Consider the following 19602-nt stretch of genomic DNA (forward strand, 5'->3'; position numbering starts at 1 on the left):
ATACCTCTCCCACTTTGACTACTATATAAACTTAGCTACCAAATAAATTTCTGACTAAACGCTCACTTGATCGACCATCTTGATATTTAAAATGTTTATCTAAGAATGGAATGACTTTTTCTCCTTCATAATCTTCATTGTCCAAGGCGTCCATTAATGCGTCAAATGATTGCACAATTTTACCTGGAACAAATGATTCATATGGCTCATAAAAATCACGCGTCGTAATATAATCTTCTAAATCAAATGCATAGAAAATCATTGGCTTTTTAAATACTGCATATTCATATATTAAAGATGAATAGTCACTAATTAATAAATCTGTTATGAACAGTATATCATTAACTTCTCTAAAGTCAGAAACGTCAACAAAATATTGTTTATGTTTGTCTGCAATATTAAGTCTATTTTTCACAAATGGATGCATTTTAAATAATACAACCGCGTTATTTTTTTCGCAATATCTTGCTAAACGTTCGAAATCAATTTTGAAAAATGGGTAATGTGCTGTACCATGACCACTACCTCTAAATGTTGGTGCGAAAAGAATGACTTTCTTACCTTTAATAATTGGTAATTCATCTTCCATCTCTTGTTTGATCTGTGTCGCATAAGCTTCATCAAATAGTACATCAGTACGTGGAACACCTGTAGGCACTACATTTTTCTCTTTAATACCAAATGCTTCAGCGTAGAATGGAATATCGGTTTCAGATGATACATAAGCTTTTGTATAGCTACGATGATTTAATGAATCAATAAATGGTCCACCCTTTTTACCTGTACGACTAAAGCCAACTGTTTTAAAGGCACCAACGGCATGCCATACTTGAATAACTTCTTGAGAACGTCTAAAACGCACTGTATAAATCAATGGGTGAAAGTCATCAACAAAGATGTAGTCTGCCTTCCCAAGTAAATATGGCAATCTAAACTTGTCGATGATGCCACGTCTATCTGTAATATTCGCTTTAAAAACAGTGTGAATATCATACTTTTTATCTAAATTTTGACGTAACATTTCGTTATAGATGTATTCAAAGTTTCCAGACATCGTTGGTCTAGAGTCTGATGTGAACAACACCGTATTCCCTTTTTTCAAGTGGAAAAATTTCGTCGTATTAAATATCGCTTTAAAAATAAATTGTCTTGTATTAAATGATTGTTTGCGGAAATACTTACGTAATTCTTTATATTTACGAACGATATAAATACTTTTAACTTCCGGAGTCGTTACAACAACATCAAGGACAAATTCATTAACATCGCTAGAAATTTCAGGTGTAACAGTATAAACCGTTTTCTTTGAAATGCCGCCTTTTCTAAATTCTTTTAGGTAAGTCTGCAATAAGAAATTGATTTTACCATTTTGTGTTTCTAATTCGTTGTATTCTTCTTCTTGTTCTGGCTTTAGATTTTGATATGCATCATTAATCACATCTGGGTTTAACTGTGCAATATAATCAAGTTCTTGCTCATTCACTAATAAGTACTTATCTTCAGGTAAGTAATAACCATTATCTAAGATAGCTACATTGAAACGACAAACGAATTGATTCCCATCTATTTTGACATCATTCGCCTTCATTGTACGTGTCTCAGTTAAATTTCTTAATACAAAATTACTATCTTCTAAATCTAGGTTTTCACTATGTCCTTCAACGAATAACTGAACACGTTCCCAATAGATTTTATCTATATATATCTTACTTTTAACCAACGTTAATTCATCCTTTTCTATTTACATAATCCATTTTAATACTGTTTTACCCCAAGATGTAGACAGGTCTGCTTCAAAAGCTTCTGTAAGATCATTAATTGTTGCAATTTCAAATTCTTGACCTTTTAACAACGCTAATTTATCTACAATATCTGGGTATTGAATGTATAAGTCTACAACATCTTGGAAATCTTTTGAACCACTTCGACTACTACCAATCAACGTTAGTCCTTTTTCCAATACTAGACGTGTATTGACTTCTACTGGGAACTCACTTACACCTAACAGTGCAATGCTTCCTTCTGGTGAAATATAATCAATCATTTGATTTATTGCTGATTGGCTACCACGCCCACCAACGCACTCAAATGCATGATCAAATGTTAAGCATTCAGGTATTTTATTAATAAAGAAGACATCATCAACAAATGAGAAGTGACTCAATTTATAATCTGTTTTACCAAAGACATATATTTTAGACTCTGGATATAATTTACGTAATAAAATGGCTGTAATGTAACCTAAGTTTCCATCACCCCAAATACCAAATGTATTTTTATTTGAAATAGATTTCTTTTCAAAACGACGAATAGCATGCAAACTTACTGTTACAAGCTCTGTATATGAAATAATACTTAAATCAATATCATCAGGTAGTGGTACAGCTCTATCATGATTTAGCAACACAAAATCTTGCATAAACCCATCATGTCCACTTGATCTGAAGTAGCTCGATTTTAAATAGTTTTCAGCAATGACATCGTCTTTTTCTGTCGGCGTATTCGGTACCATAACTACTTTTGTACCTTTATTAAACACACCTTTACTGTCAAATACGACCTCACCAACACCTTCATGAATTAAAGACATTGGCAATTTCTTAGATAAGACATTCTCATCACGGCTACCAGTATAATATCTTTGATCGGCAGCACAAATTGACATATATAAAGGACGTACAATGACATAGTCACTGTAAATATCTACGTTGTTATACGTAACTTCAAATTGTCTAGGTGCAACTAATTGATATACTTGATTAATCATCGGCAATACCACCTCGAATAATAGCATTCGCTACTTTTAAATCGTAAGGTGTTGTTACTTTAATGTTATATAACTCACCTTTTACAAGTCGAACCGGTTTGTTTGTTTCTACAATAATCTTACAAGCATCAGATAAAATACTCTTTTGCTCATCACTCAACTGTGCATAGCTTTCTTTTAATAAATTAATATTAAACGATTGAGGTGTTTGACCTTGGTACATTTCATTACGCACTGGAATTGCATCAATCGTTTGATTATCTTTAGATGTAACAATCGTATCTATAGCATCAATCACTGTATCTACTGCACCGTACTCTAAAGCAGCTTGAATATTTTCTTTAATAATGCGATGCGTTAAAAATGGTCTAACTGCATCATGTGTCACAATGACATCGTCATCGTTAATACCATTTGTTGATTCAATATGTTTAACGATATTCATAATTGTATCGTTACGATCGCTACCACCTTGAATGACTTCAATTCTTTCATCAGAAATTTTGAATTTTCTAAGTGTATCTTTCGTATGCGTCATCCATTGTTGTGGCGTCGCGATAATAATTTTTTCAAAATCATTAATTAAAATAAATTTTTCTAATGTATGGATTAAAATCGGTTTGTTGTCTAAATCTAAAAATTGTTTAGGTAAAGGTACGTTACCCATTCTTGAGCCTATACCTCCAGCTAGAATACCAGCGTATTTCATAAAATACTTCCTCCATTCAACTATATCTATATTTAATTATTTAAATTTCGTTGCATTTTTCAATTGAAAACTCATTTTAAAATCAAAACTCTAAATGTCTGTGTATTACTTAAAATTATACATATTTTGCTTATATTTTAGCATATTTTGTTTAAACCTATATTACATTATATCAGACGTTTTCATACACAAATAATAACATACAAGCAAACATTTCGTTTATTATTTATATCACTTAACTAATTAATTTATAATTTTTTATTGTTTTTAAGTTATCACTTAAAAATCGTTTGGCAAATTCGTTGTGACGCGTGTCCATCTTCTAATGAACAGAATTTCTGATAAAATACCGTTCGTGCTTCAATATACTCATTTGCAGTCTCATCGATTTGTTTTAATGCATCAATGAGTGCTGTTTGATTTTCAACAATTGGACCTGGCAACTCTTTTTTATAATCCATGTAAAAACCTCTAAGCTCATCGCCATATTTATCTAAGTCATACGCATAGAAAATTTGCGGACGCTTTAATACACCGAAGTCGAACATGACAGATGAGTAGTCGGTAACTAACGCATCGCTGATTAAGTATAAATCCGAAATGTCTTCATAATCTGAAACGTCTTTCACAAAATCATCATGTTCATCAATACGTGTCACAACTAAATAATGCATGCGTAATAAAATGACATAATCATCATCCAGCGCTTGACGCAAATCTTCTATATCAAAGTTAACATTAAATTGATATGAACCTTCTCGAATCGCTTCATCGTCACGCCAAGTTGGCGCATACATAATCACTTTTTTATCTAATGGAATATTTAATCTTGTCTTAATACCGTTAATATATTCAGTATCATTGCGTTTATGTGATAATTTATCATTTCTTGGATAACCTGTTTCCAAAATCTTATCTCGACTAACATGAAATGCATGTTGAAATATCGATGTCGAATATGGATTAGGTGACACTAGATAATCCCAACGTTGGCTTTCTTTTTTAAAGCCATCTTGGTAATTTTGAGTATTTGTTCCTAGCATTTTAACGTTACTAATATCCAAACCAATCTTTTTCAATGGCGTGCCATGCCATGTTTGTAAGTAGGTCGTTCGCGGTGATTTATATAACCAATCTGGTGTACGTGTGTTAATCATCCACGCTTTCGCTCTTGGCATCGCTAAAAACCATTTCATTGAAAACTTTGTAACATATGGTACATTGTGCTGTTGGAATATGTGTTCATATCCTTTTTTCACACCCCATATTAATTGGGCATCGCTATGTTCAGTTAAGTATTCATATAATGCTTTGGGATTGTCGCTGTATTGTTTACCATGAAAGCTTTCAAAATAAATTAGATTCTTGTTTGGCAATTTTGATAGTAATTTAAAAGTCGTATATATACTGTGTTCTATCAATTTTTTAATTGTAGTTTTAATCATGTCGTACCTCCGACGTGTTTTTCTAATTATATTAATACGTATGAGCAAGCTCATTGTAACCATGCCTATTATAGCATTTCATCATAAAATACATTTAACCATTACACTTGTCGTTAATTATCATACGAAATACATGATTAATGTACCACTTTAACATAACAAAAAATCGTTATCCATTCATAACGTATGTGTTTACACATTTATGAATTAGATAACGATTGGATTGATTATTTTATTTTACAAAATGACAATTCAATTGGAACAGGCTGGGACATAAATCAATGTTCTATGCTCTACGAAGTTATATTGGCAGTAGTTGACTGAACGAAAACGCGCTTGTAACAAGCTTTTTTCAATTCTAGTCAGGGGCCTCAACAAAGAGAATTTCGAAAAGAAATTCTACAGGCAATGTAAGTTGGGGTGTGGGCCCCAACACAGAAGCTGACGTAAAGTCAGCTTACAATAATGTGCAAGTTGGGGTGGGACGACGAAATAAATTTTGCGAAAATATCATTTCTGTCCCACTCCCTTATGCATGAAAAATCAAAAGGCTATTCTCATTGTATAGTCCTGCTTCTCATCATGACATGTTGCTCACTTCATTGTCAGAACCCTTCTTGAAAACTATGCCTTATGACTCATTTGCATGGCAAGTAATATATGCCAACATTAGCGTCTAAACAAATCTTTGACTAAACGTTCACTTGAGCGACCATCTTGATATTTAAAATGTTTATCTAGGAATGGCACAACTTTTTCAACCTCATAATCTTCATTGTCCAAAGCATCCATTAATGCATCAAAGGATTGCACAATTTTACCTGGAACAAATAATTCATATGGCTCATAAAAATCACGTGTCGTAATATAATCTTCTAAGTCAAATGCATAGAAAATCATTGGCTTTTTAAATACTGCGTATTCATATATTAATGATGAATAATCACTAATCAATAAGTCTGTAACAAAGAGAATATCATTGACTTCACGATAATCTGATACATCGATAAAGTATTGTCTGTGTTCACGTGAAATATTGAGTCTATTTTTTACAAATGGATGCATTTTAAATAATACAACCGCATTATTTTTTTCACAGTATCTTGCTAAACGTTCAAAATCAATTTTAAAAAATGGATAATGTACCGTACCGTGACCATTACCTCTAAATGTCGGTGCGAATAGAATAACTTTCTTACCTTTTATAATTGGCAATTCATCTTCCATCTCTTGTTTAATTTGTGTTGCATAAGCTTCATCAAATAGTACATCAGTACGTGGTACACCTGTTGGTACAACATTTTCTTCTCTAATTCCAAATGCTTCAGCATAAAATGGAATATCGGTTTCTGATGAAACATATGCTTTCGTGTAACTACGATGGTTTAATGAATCGATAAACGGACCACCTTTTTTACCTGTACGACTAAAGCCAACTGTTTTAAAAGCACCAACGGCATGCCACACTTGAATAATTTCTTGTGATGGTCTAAAGCGAACCGTATAAATTAATGGATGGAAATCATCGACAAAAATATAATCGGCCTTACCAAGTAAATATGGCAATCTAAACTTGTCTCTCCATTTACGTCTATCCGTAATATTCGCCTTAAATACTGTTTGAATATCGTAATCAAAATCTACTTTTTGGCGTAGTAACTCATCATATACATATTTAAAGTTACCTGATAAATTCGGACGTGAATCTGATGTGAATAATATTGTTTTGCTTCTTTTAATATGTAGTAACTTTGTAATATTAAAAATAGCTTTGAATAAGAAACTTCTACTTTCAAATGAAGCTTTATGGCCTTGTTTATGAAGCCAGTGTGCGCTTGTCGCAATGACCCCTGATTTCTCTTGAGGTAAGGTGATTTCAATATCAAATACAAATTCGTTAACGTCACTTGCTATTTCTGGAGTAATGGTATAAACCGTATGTTGTGATACGCCACCTTTGCGGAAAACTTTAGCTTCGTTGGCTAACACATAGTTTGCTTTTCCATTTTGTGTAGTCAGCTCATTGTATTCTTCAATTTGCTCTTCATTTAATGCCGCATAAGCTTGATCAATAATATTTGGATTAAGTTGTCCAATATACTCTAACTGGTCATGATAAACAAATAAATATTTATCCATTGGTAAATAATACCCATCGTCTAATATTGCGACGTTGAATCTACATATAAATGTATTACCGTCTATTTTCATTTCATTTGCTTCTAATGTTTTTGTTTCGGTTAAATTCCTCAGAACAAATTGTCCTGATGTTAAATCTACGCCTTCACTATGTCCTTCAATATATAACTGAACACGTTCCCAGTATATGTTATCAATATGTATTGCTTGTTTCGTTTTTGTCATTGTTATTCCCCCATCGGTTTATTAAATCGTCCATTTCAATACTGTTTTTCCCCAAGATGTCGATAAATCCATTTCAAACGCTTGGACGATATCTTGCATCGTACATACATTAATTTCATGTCCTTTTAATAATGCTAACTTTTCAACAATGTCTGGGTACTTACGATATAAATCAACAACTTGCTCAAAATCTTTAGAGCCGCTTCGACTACTACCAATCAACGTTAATCCTTTTTCAAGTACTAATCGTGTATTCACTTCCACGGGTAATTCACTTACGCCTAACAAAGCAATACTGCCTTCTGGTGAAATATGTTCAACTATTTGTTGAAGTGCAACTTGACTTCCTTTACCTCCAACACATTCAAATGCATGATCAATTTTAAGATCATCTGGTATTTGATTTACTGTAAAGATGTCATCTACAAATGAAAAATGACTTAATTTATAGTCTGTCTTACCAAATACATAAATTTTAGCTTCTGGGTACAACTTACGTAGCAAAATAGCAGTAATATAACCTAAGTTACCATCACCCCAAATACCAAAACTGGTTTTCAAAGGTATAGATTTACGTTCAAATCGTTGTATAGCATGATAACTTACTGACACTAACTCTGTGTATGAAATCGTACTCAAATCAATGTCATTAGGCAGCGGAACGATACGATCATGTGCCATCACAACGTAGTCTTGCATAAAACCATCATAACCACTAGATCTAAAATAACTAGAGGCTAAGTAATTCTCCGCAATCACGTCGTGTTTTTCTGTAGGTGTATTCGGTACCATTACTACTTTCATACCTTTTTCAAATACCCCTTTACTATCGAATACAACTTCACCAACAGCTTCATGAACTAGTGACATTGGTAATTTTTTGCGCAGTACATTTTCATCTCTTCGACCTGTGTAATACCTTTGATCAGCTGCACAAATAGACAAGTATAAAGGTCTTACGATGACATGATTACCATAAATATCAACATTATTATATGTGACGTCGAACTGTCTCGGTGCAACGAGTTGATATACTTGATTAATCATCGGCAATATCACCTTGAATAATGGCATTTGCTACTTTTAAATCATACGGTGTTGTCACTTTAATGTTGTATAGTTCTCCACGTACCAATTTAACTGCATGTCCAGATTCGACAATGATTTTACATGCATCTGATAAGATTTCTTTTTGTTCACTACTTAAGGCGCGATAACTATCTTGTAATAATTTAATATTAAATGATTGTGGTGTTTGGCCTTGATACATTTCATTCCTTACAGGGATACTGTGTATGTTCTGTTTATCTTTAGACATTACAATCGTATCAATTGCTTCAATGACTGTATCTACTGCACCATATTTTGCTGCTACTTCAATGTTCTCTTTAATAATACGTTGAGTTAAAAATGGTCTTACGGCATCATGAGTTACAATCACATCATCATTATTAATACCCTGCGTATTGCGAATATGGTCGATAATGTTCATAATTGTTTCGTTTCGATCCGTACCACCTGCAACTACTTTGACACGTTGATCTGTAATGTTATATTTTTTTAAAATATCCTGTGTATGGGAAATCCACTGTGCTGGCGTTGCGATAATAATCTCATTAAATTCACTCACTAAAATGAACTTCTCAATTGTATGGATTAAAATCGGTTTATTATCAATATCTAAAAATTGTTTTGGTAATGGCACGTTTCCCATTCTCGAACCAATACCTCCTGCTAAAATACCTGCATAAATCATGTTGTCCTCCATTCTGTCATTACATCATTTCCATTTATACATTACTGACCTATGCCCGTACATAAGCCTAACCTATTGCTCACTTTCCTCTCTTATTAATCCAAAGGCAGTTGTCACAATAGTGTGATAATTTTTTATAAAAATGTATTTTTGTAACTGACCATTCTAAGTTGTTTTGCAATGCAGTTAATCATTAACACTGACGATATTAAATTGTTAAAGGTATTAATGTTTACTCTTTTTCAAATTCATTATTACTGCCATCATTTTACCATATATTATAATAAATTTATCTTATTAAGTGGCTGTACTTGATTTTCACTTTAAAAATTATCAAATATTGCCATCTCATTTTAAGTATACAAAATGCAAAACAACCGATTCACAAGCATATTTCACACAAGTAAACCGGCTATTTAGCAACGTATATTCGAAGATGAATTATTTCGATAGTATCTGTAGACCAGACGGCATTCGCACTTTCATAGCTATAACTATACCAGCGTTTTCGTCCTCAAAGGTGCATACTAATAAATCGTAAACATGACTTTATCAAATCGTTCTTTCTTGTTAACTAATTTATCAAATGTCTCCGGGCCTTTTTCTAACGGTAAAAAATGAGAAATAATAGGCTTTACATTAATATCTTTCGTCTTCATATAATGTAAGGTTGCCGTCCACTCTTTCCCCGGAAAATTACTGGACAAACAGTTCCAAGAGCCACATACTGTCAACTCGTTACGCAGAATTTTTTCAAAATGAACGCGATCAATCTCAATATCATCATATGGTATTCCGAGTAATACCACCTCGCCACCTTTTTTCGGTAGCGTCAATATTTGACCAATCGTAACTTTAGAACCTGATGATTCTATAGCTAAATCGATTTGATTGGCGTAATGATTTTCGATGAATTTCTCAAGATTTTCTTCTTTTGAATTAATTGTTTGATGTGCGCCCAATGATGTTGCAATATCTAGTTTATGCGCATCTATATCTATAGCGATGATATGTGCAGCACCAAATATTCGCGCCCATTGAATAGCTAACAATCCTATACTGCCACACCCCATTACTGCAACAGTCATACCAGGTTGTATATTCGATTTATAAAACCCATGCGCAACAACGGCTGATGGTTCAACCATTGCTGCTTCAATGTAATCAACATTGTCTGGAACCTTTAAAACATTTTGCGCTGGCAATTTGACGTATTCCGCGAACGATCCAGGTTCATATGAGCCAATGACGAACAACTTTTCACATCGTGCATATTCACCTTTTAAACAATACTCGCATTGATAACAAGGTATGGCTGGGCAACCTGTCACTTTGTCGCCTACATTAACATGCGTAACATCACTTCCAATGGCATCTACAACACCTGAAAATTCATGACCAAATGGCATACCTTTAATGTATGGCCCCATTTTTTTGTATCGTGACGTGTCTGAACCACATATGCCAGTCGCTCGTACTTTAACAATAACGTCATTCACACTTTCAATGACTGGCTTTTCATTATCCTCATACCGTAAATCTTCCACGCCATATAATTTCAATGCTTTCACTTGTAAATCACCTCAAATTTGATTTAATTCACAACTTTTTTCTTTTTAAAAATACCTGTCGCAAAATAACCTACAATGACGATGGAATTACTTACGAGTAAATGTTCCATATAAAAATCAGTGATTTGTCTCAATGGCCCAAGCATAAAAGTTAGCATTGATTCTACCATATTAATTCTCTCCTTCATTTTCATCTAAATCGAGCGGCTTAAGTAATGCTTTAATACCTTCGCCAGATTTTAAATGTTGATACGCCTCGTCCCATTTCGAAATATCATATATTTTTGTCACCAAAGCTTCAGCATTTACTAAACCATCCGCCATAAGTTGCAATGAAGGTTCCCAATCTGCTGGCTTTTGACTTCTACTACCAACAACTGTTATTTCTTTTTGAATCACTTTTTCCATATCAAATGGAATTTCAGCATCCTTAAAAATACCTATTTGACTGTAGAAACCTTTTTTGCGTAAAATATCCAAACCTTGTCGTGCTGCTGGAACTGCACCTGAACATTCAACAACAACATCTGCACCGTAACCGTCTGTAATTCCATTGATATACGTTTTTAAGTCTGTTTGTTGTAAATTGACTACATAATCCATGTGCAATGCTTCTGCTTTATCTAATCTGACTTTGTCATTGTCCAATCCAGTTACCACAACAGTTGCGCCTTTACTTTTCAACACTTGTGCTACAAGTAATCCGATTGGCCCAGGTCCCATTACAACTGCTACATCGCCAGAGTTCACTTGAATCTTAGAAACGCCATGATGTGCACATGCTAATGGTTCTGTCATAGCTGCAGACTGATACGATACTTCATCTGGAATATGATGCAAACTTTCTTCACGTGCAATGACATAATTAGTAAATGCGCCATCAACTTGTGTTCCAATACCTTTTCGATGGTTGCATAAATTATAGTCTTTTGATTCACAGTATTCACACTCATTACAAACATAGAATGTCGTTTCAGAAGTGACACGGTCACCAACTTTAAAATCTTTAACGTCTGCTCCAACTTCAACGATTTCACCAGAAAATTCATGACCTAATGTCACTGGAAAATTAACTTTATAATGACCTTCATAAGTATGAATATCTGTGCCACAAATTCCTGCATAATGTACTTTAATCTTTACTTTATCATCTAGCGGTGTTGCAACTTCTTTATCAAGAAGTTCTAAGTTGCCATGTCCTTCTCTTGTTTTTACTAAAGCTTTCACCACAAACACCTCGATTTTTAATTGAATAGACTAAATAGTTTAAAGATAAGATAGTTAACGATATTACCACCTTGATCAATACTTGAAATTTCAGATGAACCTTTTGGCATTTGTACATTCGTACCTTTCGCCATATCTGTGAAAATAGGTGCTACGTCTGTTGCAATATATAGTGAAATTGCAATCATAATCGTACCCACAATGACAGAATGAATAATGTTTCCTCTTGCTGCACCAACAATAAACGCGACAACAAATGGTATAGTTGCTAAGTCACCAAAAGGTAGTACTTGGTTTCCTGGTAAAATAACGGCTAATAAAACAGTGATAGGTACTAAAATTAATGCTGTCGAAATAACCGCTGGATGACCTAAAGCTACAGCCGCATCCAATCCAATATAAATTTCACGTTCGCCAAAACGTTTATTTAGCCATGTTCTTGCAGACTCTGAAACTGGCATTAAACCTTCCATCAAGATTTTTACCATTCTAGGCATTAATACCATTACTGCAGCCATTGACATTCCTAAATTAATGATGTCTCCAGGTTTGTAACCTGCTAACACACCAATACCTAAACCTAAAATTAATCCGACAAAGATAGACTCTCCAAATGCGCCAAAACGTTTTTGAATTGTTTCAGGATCAGCATCTAACTTATTCAGACCGGGTACTCTTTGTAACAATTTAACTAAGTAAATACCTGGTGCATAAGAAATTGTACTTCCTGTAGCAATCGATACACCTGGTAAATCAAAGAACTCACTCATCATCGGTGCTGTCCAATCTGCTACTTTCAAACAGATAACTTGGAAAATAACTGCTGCTAATAACGCTTGCCAAATACTGCCTGATACGGCATAAACCATTGCTGCTGTAAACGTATAATGCCAAAAATTCCAAATATCTACATTCATCGTCTTTGTCACTTTAGTTACTAGCAATACAACGTTAACTATGATTCCGAGTGGAATAATAAATGCTGCGACAGATGATGCCCACGCGATAGATGATGTTGCTGGCCAACCTACATCAATCACATTCAGACTGACGCCTAAATTTTTAACCATCGCTTGTGCTGCTGGCCCTAAATTTTTAACTAATAAATCGATGACTAAGAAAATCCCTACAAAAGCCACACCTATTGTTAAACCAGACCTAAATGCCGCTCCAATTTTCTGCCTAAAGAATAGGCCAAGCAAGAATATGACAACCGGTAAAATAACAGTTGCACCTAAATCTAAAAATCCCCTTACAAAATCAGTGAAGTAACTCATATTTAAACCCTCCCTGTTATATATGCATTGTCACGATACTTTCCGATTGTGATTACATTTGACGTTACAGTCATTTCAACGACAACCCTTGCTACATTCGACTGCAATCCCTTTGAATTACAGTCACTGCGTTTCTATGTCATCAACAATCATTTGTCGTGATAGTCATTTATATGCAATTTGCATATATTTATATGTTATTGACCCACATTACATATCAATTCAGTTATTTTTGTAACTCTGTTAAGATTTGTTGTTTTGTTTCTTCAATACCAATACCAGTTAAGAAATTACGTGCGTTGATAACTGGGAATTTATATTCTTTCTTTGTCATTGCAGTTGTAACTAATAAATCTGCAGTGTCTTCATAAGGTCCAACTTCTGTAATTTTGATTTGTTTAATATCTACTTTAATATTGTGTTCCTTTGCCATTTCCTCAATTGCATTATTTACTACTGTTGACGTTGCAATACCTGCACCACACGCTACTAATACTTGTTTCATTTTCAATTCCTCCAATTAATTTTTAGTTATATTCCAAATAATCATTGATTAGTGTTGCTAAAATTGTTTCATCTTTCGTTCGCAGAATCTGCTCCAATTTTTCTTCACTTTGAAAAATTTGCATCAACTGTTGTAACAGCTTAAGTTGATCATCTACTTTATCCATTGCTAACATAAAAACGATTTTCACTTCTGTCTGTTGATCAAGTGTTCCCATTTCAATAAACGGCACTTCTTTTTCTAGAACAGCCACACCTATCGTTCTATGGTTAATATGTTCGACATCTGTATGCGGTATAGCGACCGAACACAGATGCGTTGGTAAACCAGTAGCAAACTCTTTTTCTCTGTCGATGACTGCATCTTTAAACGTTGACTTCACGAACCCATTTTGAAATAACACATCTGACATTTGTGACAATACGGATTCTTTATCAGTTGCCGACAAATTGAGCATTATATTTTCTTTATGCACTAATTGCTGTCCCATCCATTTTCCCTCGCTTCTTTATTTGAATAATTTTTTAAAATCTCATTTACATCAGAATTTTTGCGACTTTGTATGATGCGCTTAATTGCGTCATTGTCTTGCGCCACATCTCTCAATTGTAGTAACGCTCTTAAGTGTGTCACTTTATCAACAGCAGCAATAGGTACAATAATATGGATTGCTGTGCCATCTGACATGTATATTGGTTCTTGTAATATCAACATACTCATCGCTGTTTTATGTACATGCTTTTCAGAATATGCATGTGGAATAGCAATATTTTGCATGATAACCATATACGAATCATCAAATGCCTGTTGCATCTCATGAATATATTTAATATCAATAAAATGATTAGCAACTAACACATCACTTGCTTTAGCAATAGCTTCATCAATATTTTCAACATGATGTATTCTTTTCACGTGCCTTGCTGGTATCAAGTCAGCTAAATCTAATGTCTTATTTTGTGTGACAATCGATCCATTAATAGTTGAAATTGAATTATAATTCGCAATAAAATCTTCTAAACCATCACGTAGTTCTGTAATGTCATTAACTGTCGTTGTGCGTTCAATTAATGCCATTAACTTGTTTATTTCCTTATCAATGTCAGCCGATTCCTTATTAATGTACTTCATCACATCTTTACGTAACTTTCGTTGCTCATTTTCAGATAAAGCTACTTTTGTGATAAATAATTTTTTATGTGTTAGGACAAACATTGGTGAAAAGACGATGTCATAGTCTAATGTGTAATTTTCAAATGTTCTAAGTGAAATCGCATCTAAGAAAATAATTTCTGGAAATAAGTTTCGCAACTCGTATAACATCATTTGTGATACTGATGTGCCTTGTGTACACACGATAATAGCTTTTATCTTGCCATCAAAGTTTTCATCTTGACGTCTCAAACTACCTCCAAACAACATGGTTAAATATGCTATTTCATTATCAGGCAACGATTTTCCAAAATATTCAGTTAACGATTGACATGATTGTTTCACCATATGAAATAAGGATTGATAATTTCCTTGTAAAGGATTTATTAATTCATCACGATCCGTTAAGTTATATTTAATCCTATAAAAAGCAGGCGTTAAATGTAACAAGAGTTGCTGTGATAATTTCTCCTTATCTTCAATGTTAATAAAAGTAATTTGTTCAAAATGGTGAATCATTTGAGCGATGGCCATCGTTAAATTCGATATGTTATCTGATTCCTGCAAATCAGTCCATTGCACACTTGTTGAAAGTAAGTGTAATGTCAAATATAACTTTTCCGCTTCTGGCAAATCCGGCTCATGTTGCGTCATAATCTCCGTTGCTTGATATTCTTTCGTATCCCTCAAATACTGATAATTAATATTTAATGGATTAATCACATGACCACTTTGAATTCGTCTACGAATCACACAAAGGACATAAGGCAATGAACTAAGTGATTTGTCTATAAAGCGACTCTTCAAAAATTGTTCTACCTGTTTGATCTTGTCTTTTTGATATGCGATATCTTCGAATGTTAAGTTGAGCGCCTTTAAAACTTCACTTTTAGTAATATCATGATTCAACCTTTGATCAATCAACTTAATGAAGAAACGGCGAACTTCAAATTCATCACCAACAATTTCATAACCATGTTTTCGAGAATACTTAAGTGACAAACCATGATCTTCCAATTGCTCTTTCACATGATTTATATCATGAATGACAGTATTTTTACTGACTTGTAAATCAATTGAAAAATGGTTTAGAGACATTGCGTTTTCCTTACTAAAAAGCATGAGCATTAAATAATAACGACGTGTTTCTATGCTAAAAATGACATTGTTGCCGTTTAACATTTGCTGCTCCGATACATCTCGTTTGAATAACGTCATGATTTCAGAACTTACAATAAAATTTCCTTGGCTTGTTCTTTCAAGTTTTGGATAACCCTCTTGTTCAAGCCACAAATTGATTTTTTGAATGCGATATCCTAGTTGTCTACGAGACAAACCAAATATCGATTCAAGTTCTTTACCATGAATAGTAGGATTCAATACAATTTCTCTGAGTATTTGCTGATTATCCCCGTTCATGTTCGATCCTCCTTTGAGCATCTGAGCTCAATTTATCATCAATCGTCACACCGATGTACACACTTTGAACACATATTTTCAAAATGAGTATGTACATCATTGTGATGTTTTAACAACATTTCAATTATATCTATATTTTTTGTGATTTTAATCTTTTAAAATAAAGCAATTGAAATTTTTGCATATATTTTTGTATTTTGTGTTTTTTGAAGCATTTTTAACATACATATCTCAATCATTATCAAATTGTCATGACCATTGTAATCCAATACAAAAACCCTAAGGACGCTTAAATCAGGCACCTTAGGGCTAACTGTATCTATTTAATTAAGTATTATTATTCGTATGTACGTAACTTATGATCTATCAAGTTCCACACTTCTTCAACATCAACTGCTGTAGCAAAATAAGCATTAGCAGGCTTACCTGTAACATGATTTAAATCGACAGCCATAGTGCCATAAGTTAGTGGACTTTGATGTTCAATATCGATATTAACGGGTACCATTGTAAACAATTCTGGTTGTAACAAATACAAAATTGTACAAGCATCATGTATTGGACCACCGTCCATATTAAAGTGAGTCTTGTATGTTTTCTTAAAGAATTGCAATAATTCTACGACGAACTGTGCAACAGGATTATTGATACTTTCAAAGCGTTCAATCACGTGATCGTCGGCTAAAACTTGATGTGTTACATCTAAACCAAACACATTTATAGTAATCCCACTTTCAAAAACACGCTTCGCTGCTTCAGCATCTACCCAAATATTGAATTCTGCTGTAGGCGTCCAATTTCCAAATGTACCACCACCCATCAAAGTAATAGATTCAATATGCTCAGCGATTCTTGGCTCACGAATCAATGCCGTTGCTACATTCGTAAGAGGACCTGTCGCTACAATTGTTACAGGTGTATCACTCGTCATCACTTTGTTAATAATCACATCTGATGCTGGCATTGCAACTGCTTGACGTGATGGTGTCGACGGTAGTTTCGGACCATCTAATCCAGATTCCCCATGTATTTCAGAAGCAAAGGCAGCTGGTTTAATTAACGGCCTATCCGCACCTTTCGCTACTGCTATATCTTGGCGTCCCATAATATCCAATACGTTCAAGGCGTTTGTCGTATTCTTGTCAACTGATTGATTACCTGCGACTGTGGTTACAGCTAATATCTCTAGTGGACTGTCAATTGCCCCCGCTAAAATTAATGCTATTGCATCATCGTGTCCTGGATCACAATCCATAATAATCTTTCTTTTCATTTATATATCCACCTTTCTTAAGTTGTTATCGATAGCTTATGTATATTTATTTATGTGGTGAATCATGTTTATTTTGAAAAATAGTTTTAACTTTCTCATAGTTTTGGATACAAACACTATTTATCTATTTTATGGCTTATAAATTTATCCGATATGCTTTGTCACCCTACCTCGCTAAAAAATAGGATGTCTACAGATCTATACCGACTTTTGTCAACTCATTTTCACAACAATATAAACAGCAATTTATATGATTGTTACATGATTCAAACAATTTTTATGAAAAATATTTTCATCCACAGAATATATATTGATATTAATTTTCTCAAAAGCTATATTGAGAATAATTAGGAGGGATGTTGATGAAATCTTTATTTGAAAAAGCACAGCAGTTCGGCAAGTCCTTTATGTTACCTATCGCAATCTTACCAGCTGCAGGTCTATTGTTGGGTATCGGTGGTGCATTAAGTAATCCAAACACCGTTAAAGCATACCCTATTTTAGATATTACCTTATTACAAAATATTTTTACATTAATGTCAGCTGCAGGTAGTATTGTTTTCCAAAATTTACCAGTCATCTTTGCAATTGGTGTCGCAATCGGATTATCTAGAAGCGATAAAGGTACTGCAGGTTTAGCTGCACTGCTCGGTTTCTTAATTATGAATGCAACTATGAATGGCTTATTAACTATCACGGGCACATTGGCAAAAGATCAGCTTGCACAAAATGGACAAGGCATGGTGCTCGGTATACAAACGGTTGAAACTGGTGTTTTTGGCGGGATTATCACAGGTATTATGACCGCAATACTTCACAACAAATATCACAAAGTGGTATTACCACCGTATTTAGGTTTCTTTGGTGGCTCTAGGTTTGTCCCTATTGTCACAGCATTTGCCGCAATCTTTTTAGGTGTATTGATGTTTTTCATTTGGCCAAGCATACAAGCCGGCATTTATCATGTTGGTGGATTTGTAACGAAAACAGGTGCCATCGGTACTTTTGTTTATGGCTTCATCTTAAGATTGTTAGGTCCACTCGGTTTACATCATATTTTTTACTTACCGTTTTGGCAGACGGCACTTGGTGGTACTTTAGAAGTCAAAGGGCACTTAGTTCAAGGTACGCAGAACATCTTCTTTGCTCAACTTGGTGATCCAGATGTGACGAAGTATTATTCAGGTGTGTCACGCTTTATGTCAGGCCGTTTTATTACGATGATGTTCGGCTTATGTGGTGCCGCACTTGCAATTTATCACACGGCTAAACCTGAACATAAAAAAGTTGTCGGCGGTTTAATGTTATCCGCTGCACTCACTTCATTTTTAACAGGTATTACCGAACCTTTAGAGTTTAGTTTCTTGTTTGTCGCACCTATTCTTTATGTAATCCATGCCTTCTTTGATGGATTAGCATTTATGATGGCAGACATTTTCAACATTACAATTGGTCAAACCTTCAGTGGAGGCTTTATCGATTTCTTACTTTTTGGTGTGCTACAAGGTAATAGTAAAACAAACTACCTATACGTCATACCTATTGGAATTGTGTGGTTCTGTTTGTATTACATCGTTTTCAGATTCTTAATTACGAAATTTAATTTCAAAACACCTGGTCGTGAAGATAAAGTTGCAGCACAACAAGTTGAGGCTACTGAAAGAGCACAAACTATTGTTGCTGGTTTGGGAGGCGAAGATAACATTGAAATCGTTGACTGTTGTGCAACGAGACTACGCGTCACACTTCATCAAAATGACAAAGTCGATAAAGTATTACTCGAAAGTACTGGTGCCAAAGGTGTAATCCAGCAAGGCACTGGTGTGCAAGTAATTTATGGGCCTCACGTTACAGTTATCAAAAATGAAATTGAAGAATTGCTCGGGGATTAAGACTAACCGAAATATCAACAGAACTAATGGCAACGATGTACGAAGTAAGAAGTGACATCGTTGCTTTTATTTTTAATGTTACATTTGAAGCATTAAGTTCATCATGCACTGTAGTAAGCCCGCAAATCGCCTCTGCTAGACAATCATCTTAATGCTATGATTAAAGCTTAAGTGCCAGATTTGAATTTAATTTCAACAACGACTTTCACTACATTAAAAATAGGGCTACTCGACACATATAGTTG

General features: G+C 34.2%; 17 protein-coding genes and 1 pseudogene. 2 read left to right on the top strand and 16 right to left on the bottom strand.

Translation table 11 applies throughout. The features are described 5' to 3' along the window. Window positions 1–31: 31 nt before the first annotated feature. From tarL to IDG45_RS02965, 16 genes and pseudogenes are all read right to left on the bottom strand, one after another. Complete coding sequence (gene tarL, locus IDG45_RS02890) at window positions 32–1720, bottom strand: teichoic acid ribitol-phosphate polymerase TarL (protein ID WP_000240920.1); 1689 nt, start codon at window positions 1718–1720, stop codon at window positions 32–34. A 21-nt stretch (window positions 1721–1741) separates the two neighbouring features. Continuing rightward, window positions 1742–2767: a ribitol-5-phosphate dehydrogenase gene (locus tag IDG45_RS02895; protein ID WP_000610198.1), complete on the bottom strand. Its 1026-nt coding sequence runs from the start codon at window positions 2765–2767 to the stop codon at window positions 1742–1744. After that, a complete protein-coding gene (locus tag IDG45_RS02900; protein WP_000872486.1) occupies window positions 2760–3476 on the bottom strand; it encodes a D-ribitol-5-phosphate cytidylyltransferase in 717 nt (238 codons plus the stop codon). Before IDG45_RS02900 ends, IDG45_RS02895 begins: the two co-directional genes overlap by 8 nt. A 275-nt stretch (window positions 3477–3751) precedes the next feature. Further along, window positions 3752–4921: a teichoic acid glycerol-phosphate transferase TarF gene (gene tarF, locus IDG45_RS02905; RefSeq protein ID WP_000598268.1), complete on the bottom strand. Its 1170-nt coding sequence runs from the start codon at window positions 4919–4921 to the stop codon at window positions 3752–3754. A gap of 669 nt (window positions 4922–5590) precedes the next feature. Then, window positions 5591–7285 (bottom strand): teichoic acid ribitol-phosphate polymerase TarK, encoded by a 1695-nt coding sequence (gene tarK / locus IDG45_RS02910; protein ID WP_206171551.1) that lies wholly within the window; start codon window positions 7283–7285, stop codon window positions 5591–5593. A gap of 21 nt (window positions 7286–7306) precedes the next feature. Continuing rightward, on the bottom strand, window positions 7307–8332 hold the full coding sequence (locus IDG45_RS02915) for an alcohol dehydrogenase catalytic domain-containing protein (RefSeq protein ID WP_000610166.1): 1026 nt from the start codon (window positions 8330–8332) through the stop codon (window positions 7307–7309). Further along, window positions 8325–9041, bottom strand: a complete 717-nt coding sequence (locus IDG45_RS02920) for a 2-C-methyl-D-erythritol 4-phosphate cytidylyltransferase (protein WP_000638471.1) — start codon at window positions 9039–9041, stop codon at window positions 8325–8327. Before IDG45_RS02920 ends, IDG45_RS02915 begins: the two co-directional genes overlap by 8 nt. Window positions 9042–9568: 527 nt before the next feature. Continuing rightward, complete coding sequence (locus tag IDG45_RS02925; RefSeq protein WP_111063685.1) at window positions 9569–10612, bottom strand: galactitol-1-phosphate 5-dehydrogenase; 1044 nt, start codon at window positions 10610–10612, stop codon at window positions 9569–9571. 23 nt (window positions 10613–10635) lie between these two features. After that, complete coding sequence (locus tag IDG45_RS02930) at window positions 10636–10782, bottom strand: hypothetical protein (RefSeq protein ID WP_000230360.1); 147 nt, start codon at window positions 10780–10782, stop codon at window positions 10636–10638. A 1-nt stretch (window position 10783) separates the two neighbouring features. After that, window positions 10784–11839, bottom strand: coding sequence for a zinc-binding dehydrogenase (locus IDG45_RS02935; RefSeq protein ID WP_000646193.1), 1056 nt, complete (start codon window positions 11837–11839; stop codon window positions 10784–10786). A gap of 17 nt (window positions 11840–11856) precedes the next feature. Beyond that, window positions 11857–13116, bottom strand: a complete 1260-nt coding sequence (locus IDG45_RS02940; protein WP_000120115.1) for a PTS galactitol transporter subunit IIC — start codon at window positions 13114–13116, stop codon at window positions 11857–11859. Between the two features lie 226 nt (window positions 13117–13342). After that, window positions 13343–13621, bottom strand: coding sequence for a PTS sugar transporter subunit IIB (locus IDG45_RS02945; RefSeq protein ID WP_000815795.1), 279 nt, complete (start codon window positions 13619–13621; stop codon window positions 13343–13345). Between the two features lie 22 nt (window positions 13622–13643). Beyond that, complete coding sequence (locus tag IDG45_RS02950) at window positions 13644–14111, bottom strand: PTS sugar transporter subunit IIA (RefSeq protein ID WP_000531476.1); 468 nt, start codon at window positions 14109–14111, stop codon at window positions 13644–13646. Further along, complete coding sequence (locus IDG45_RS02955; RefSeq protein WP_042907840.1) at window positions 14096–16192, bottom strand: BglG family transcription antiterminator; 2097 nt, start codon at window positions 16190–16192, stop codon at window positions 14096–14098. Before IDG45_RS02955 ends, IDG45_RS02950 begins: the two co-directional genes overlap by 16 nt. Window positions 16193–16322: 130 nt before the next feature. Next, window positions 16323–16420 (bottom strand): annotated as a pseudogene (locus IDG45_RS02960) (hypothetical protein). Window positions 16421–16529: 109 nt separating this feature from the next. Next, on the bottom strand, window positions 16530–17465 hold the full coding sequence (locus tag IDG45_RS02965; protein ID WP_000823215.1) for a nucleoside hydrolase: 936 nt from the start codon (window positions 17463–17465) through the stop codon (window positions 16530–16532). 362 nt (window positions 17466–17827) lie between these two features. Between IDG45_RS02965 and IDG45_RS02970 the strand changes: the two genes are divergently transcribed. Continuing rightward, the gene (locus IDG45_RS02970; protein ID WP_000838207.1) at window positions 17828–19357 is read left to right on the top strand and encodes a PTS transporter subunit EIIC; all 1530 of its coding nucleotides are present in this window, start codon (window positions 17828–17830) and stop codon (window positions 19355–19357) included. A 26-nt stretch (window positions 19358–19383) separates the two neighbouring features. Beyond that, on the top strand, window positions 19384–19509 hold the full coding sequence (locus IDG45_RS14005) for a hypothetical protein (protein WP_001789457.1): 126 nt from the start codon (window positions 19384–19386) through the stop codon (window positions 19507–19509). Window positions 19510–19602 lie beyond the last annotated feature (93 nt).

The organism is Staphylococcus sp. EG-SA-10 (assembly GCF_017151945.1).
In the GTDB taxonomy this organism is placed as follows: Bacteria; Bacillota; Bacilli; order Staphylococcales; family Staphylococcaceae; genus Staphylococcus; species Staphylococcus aureus.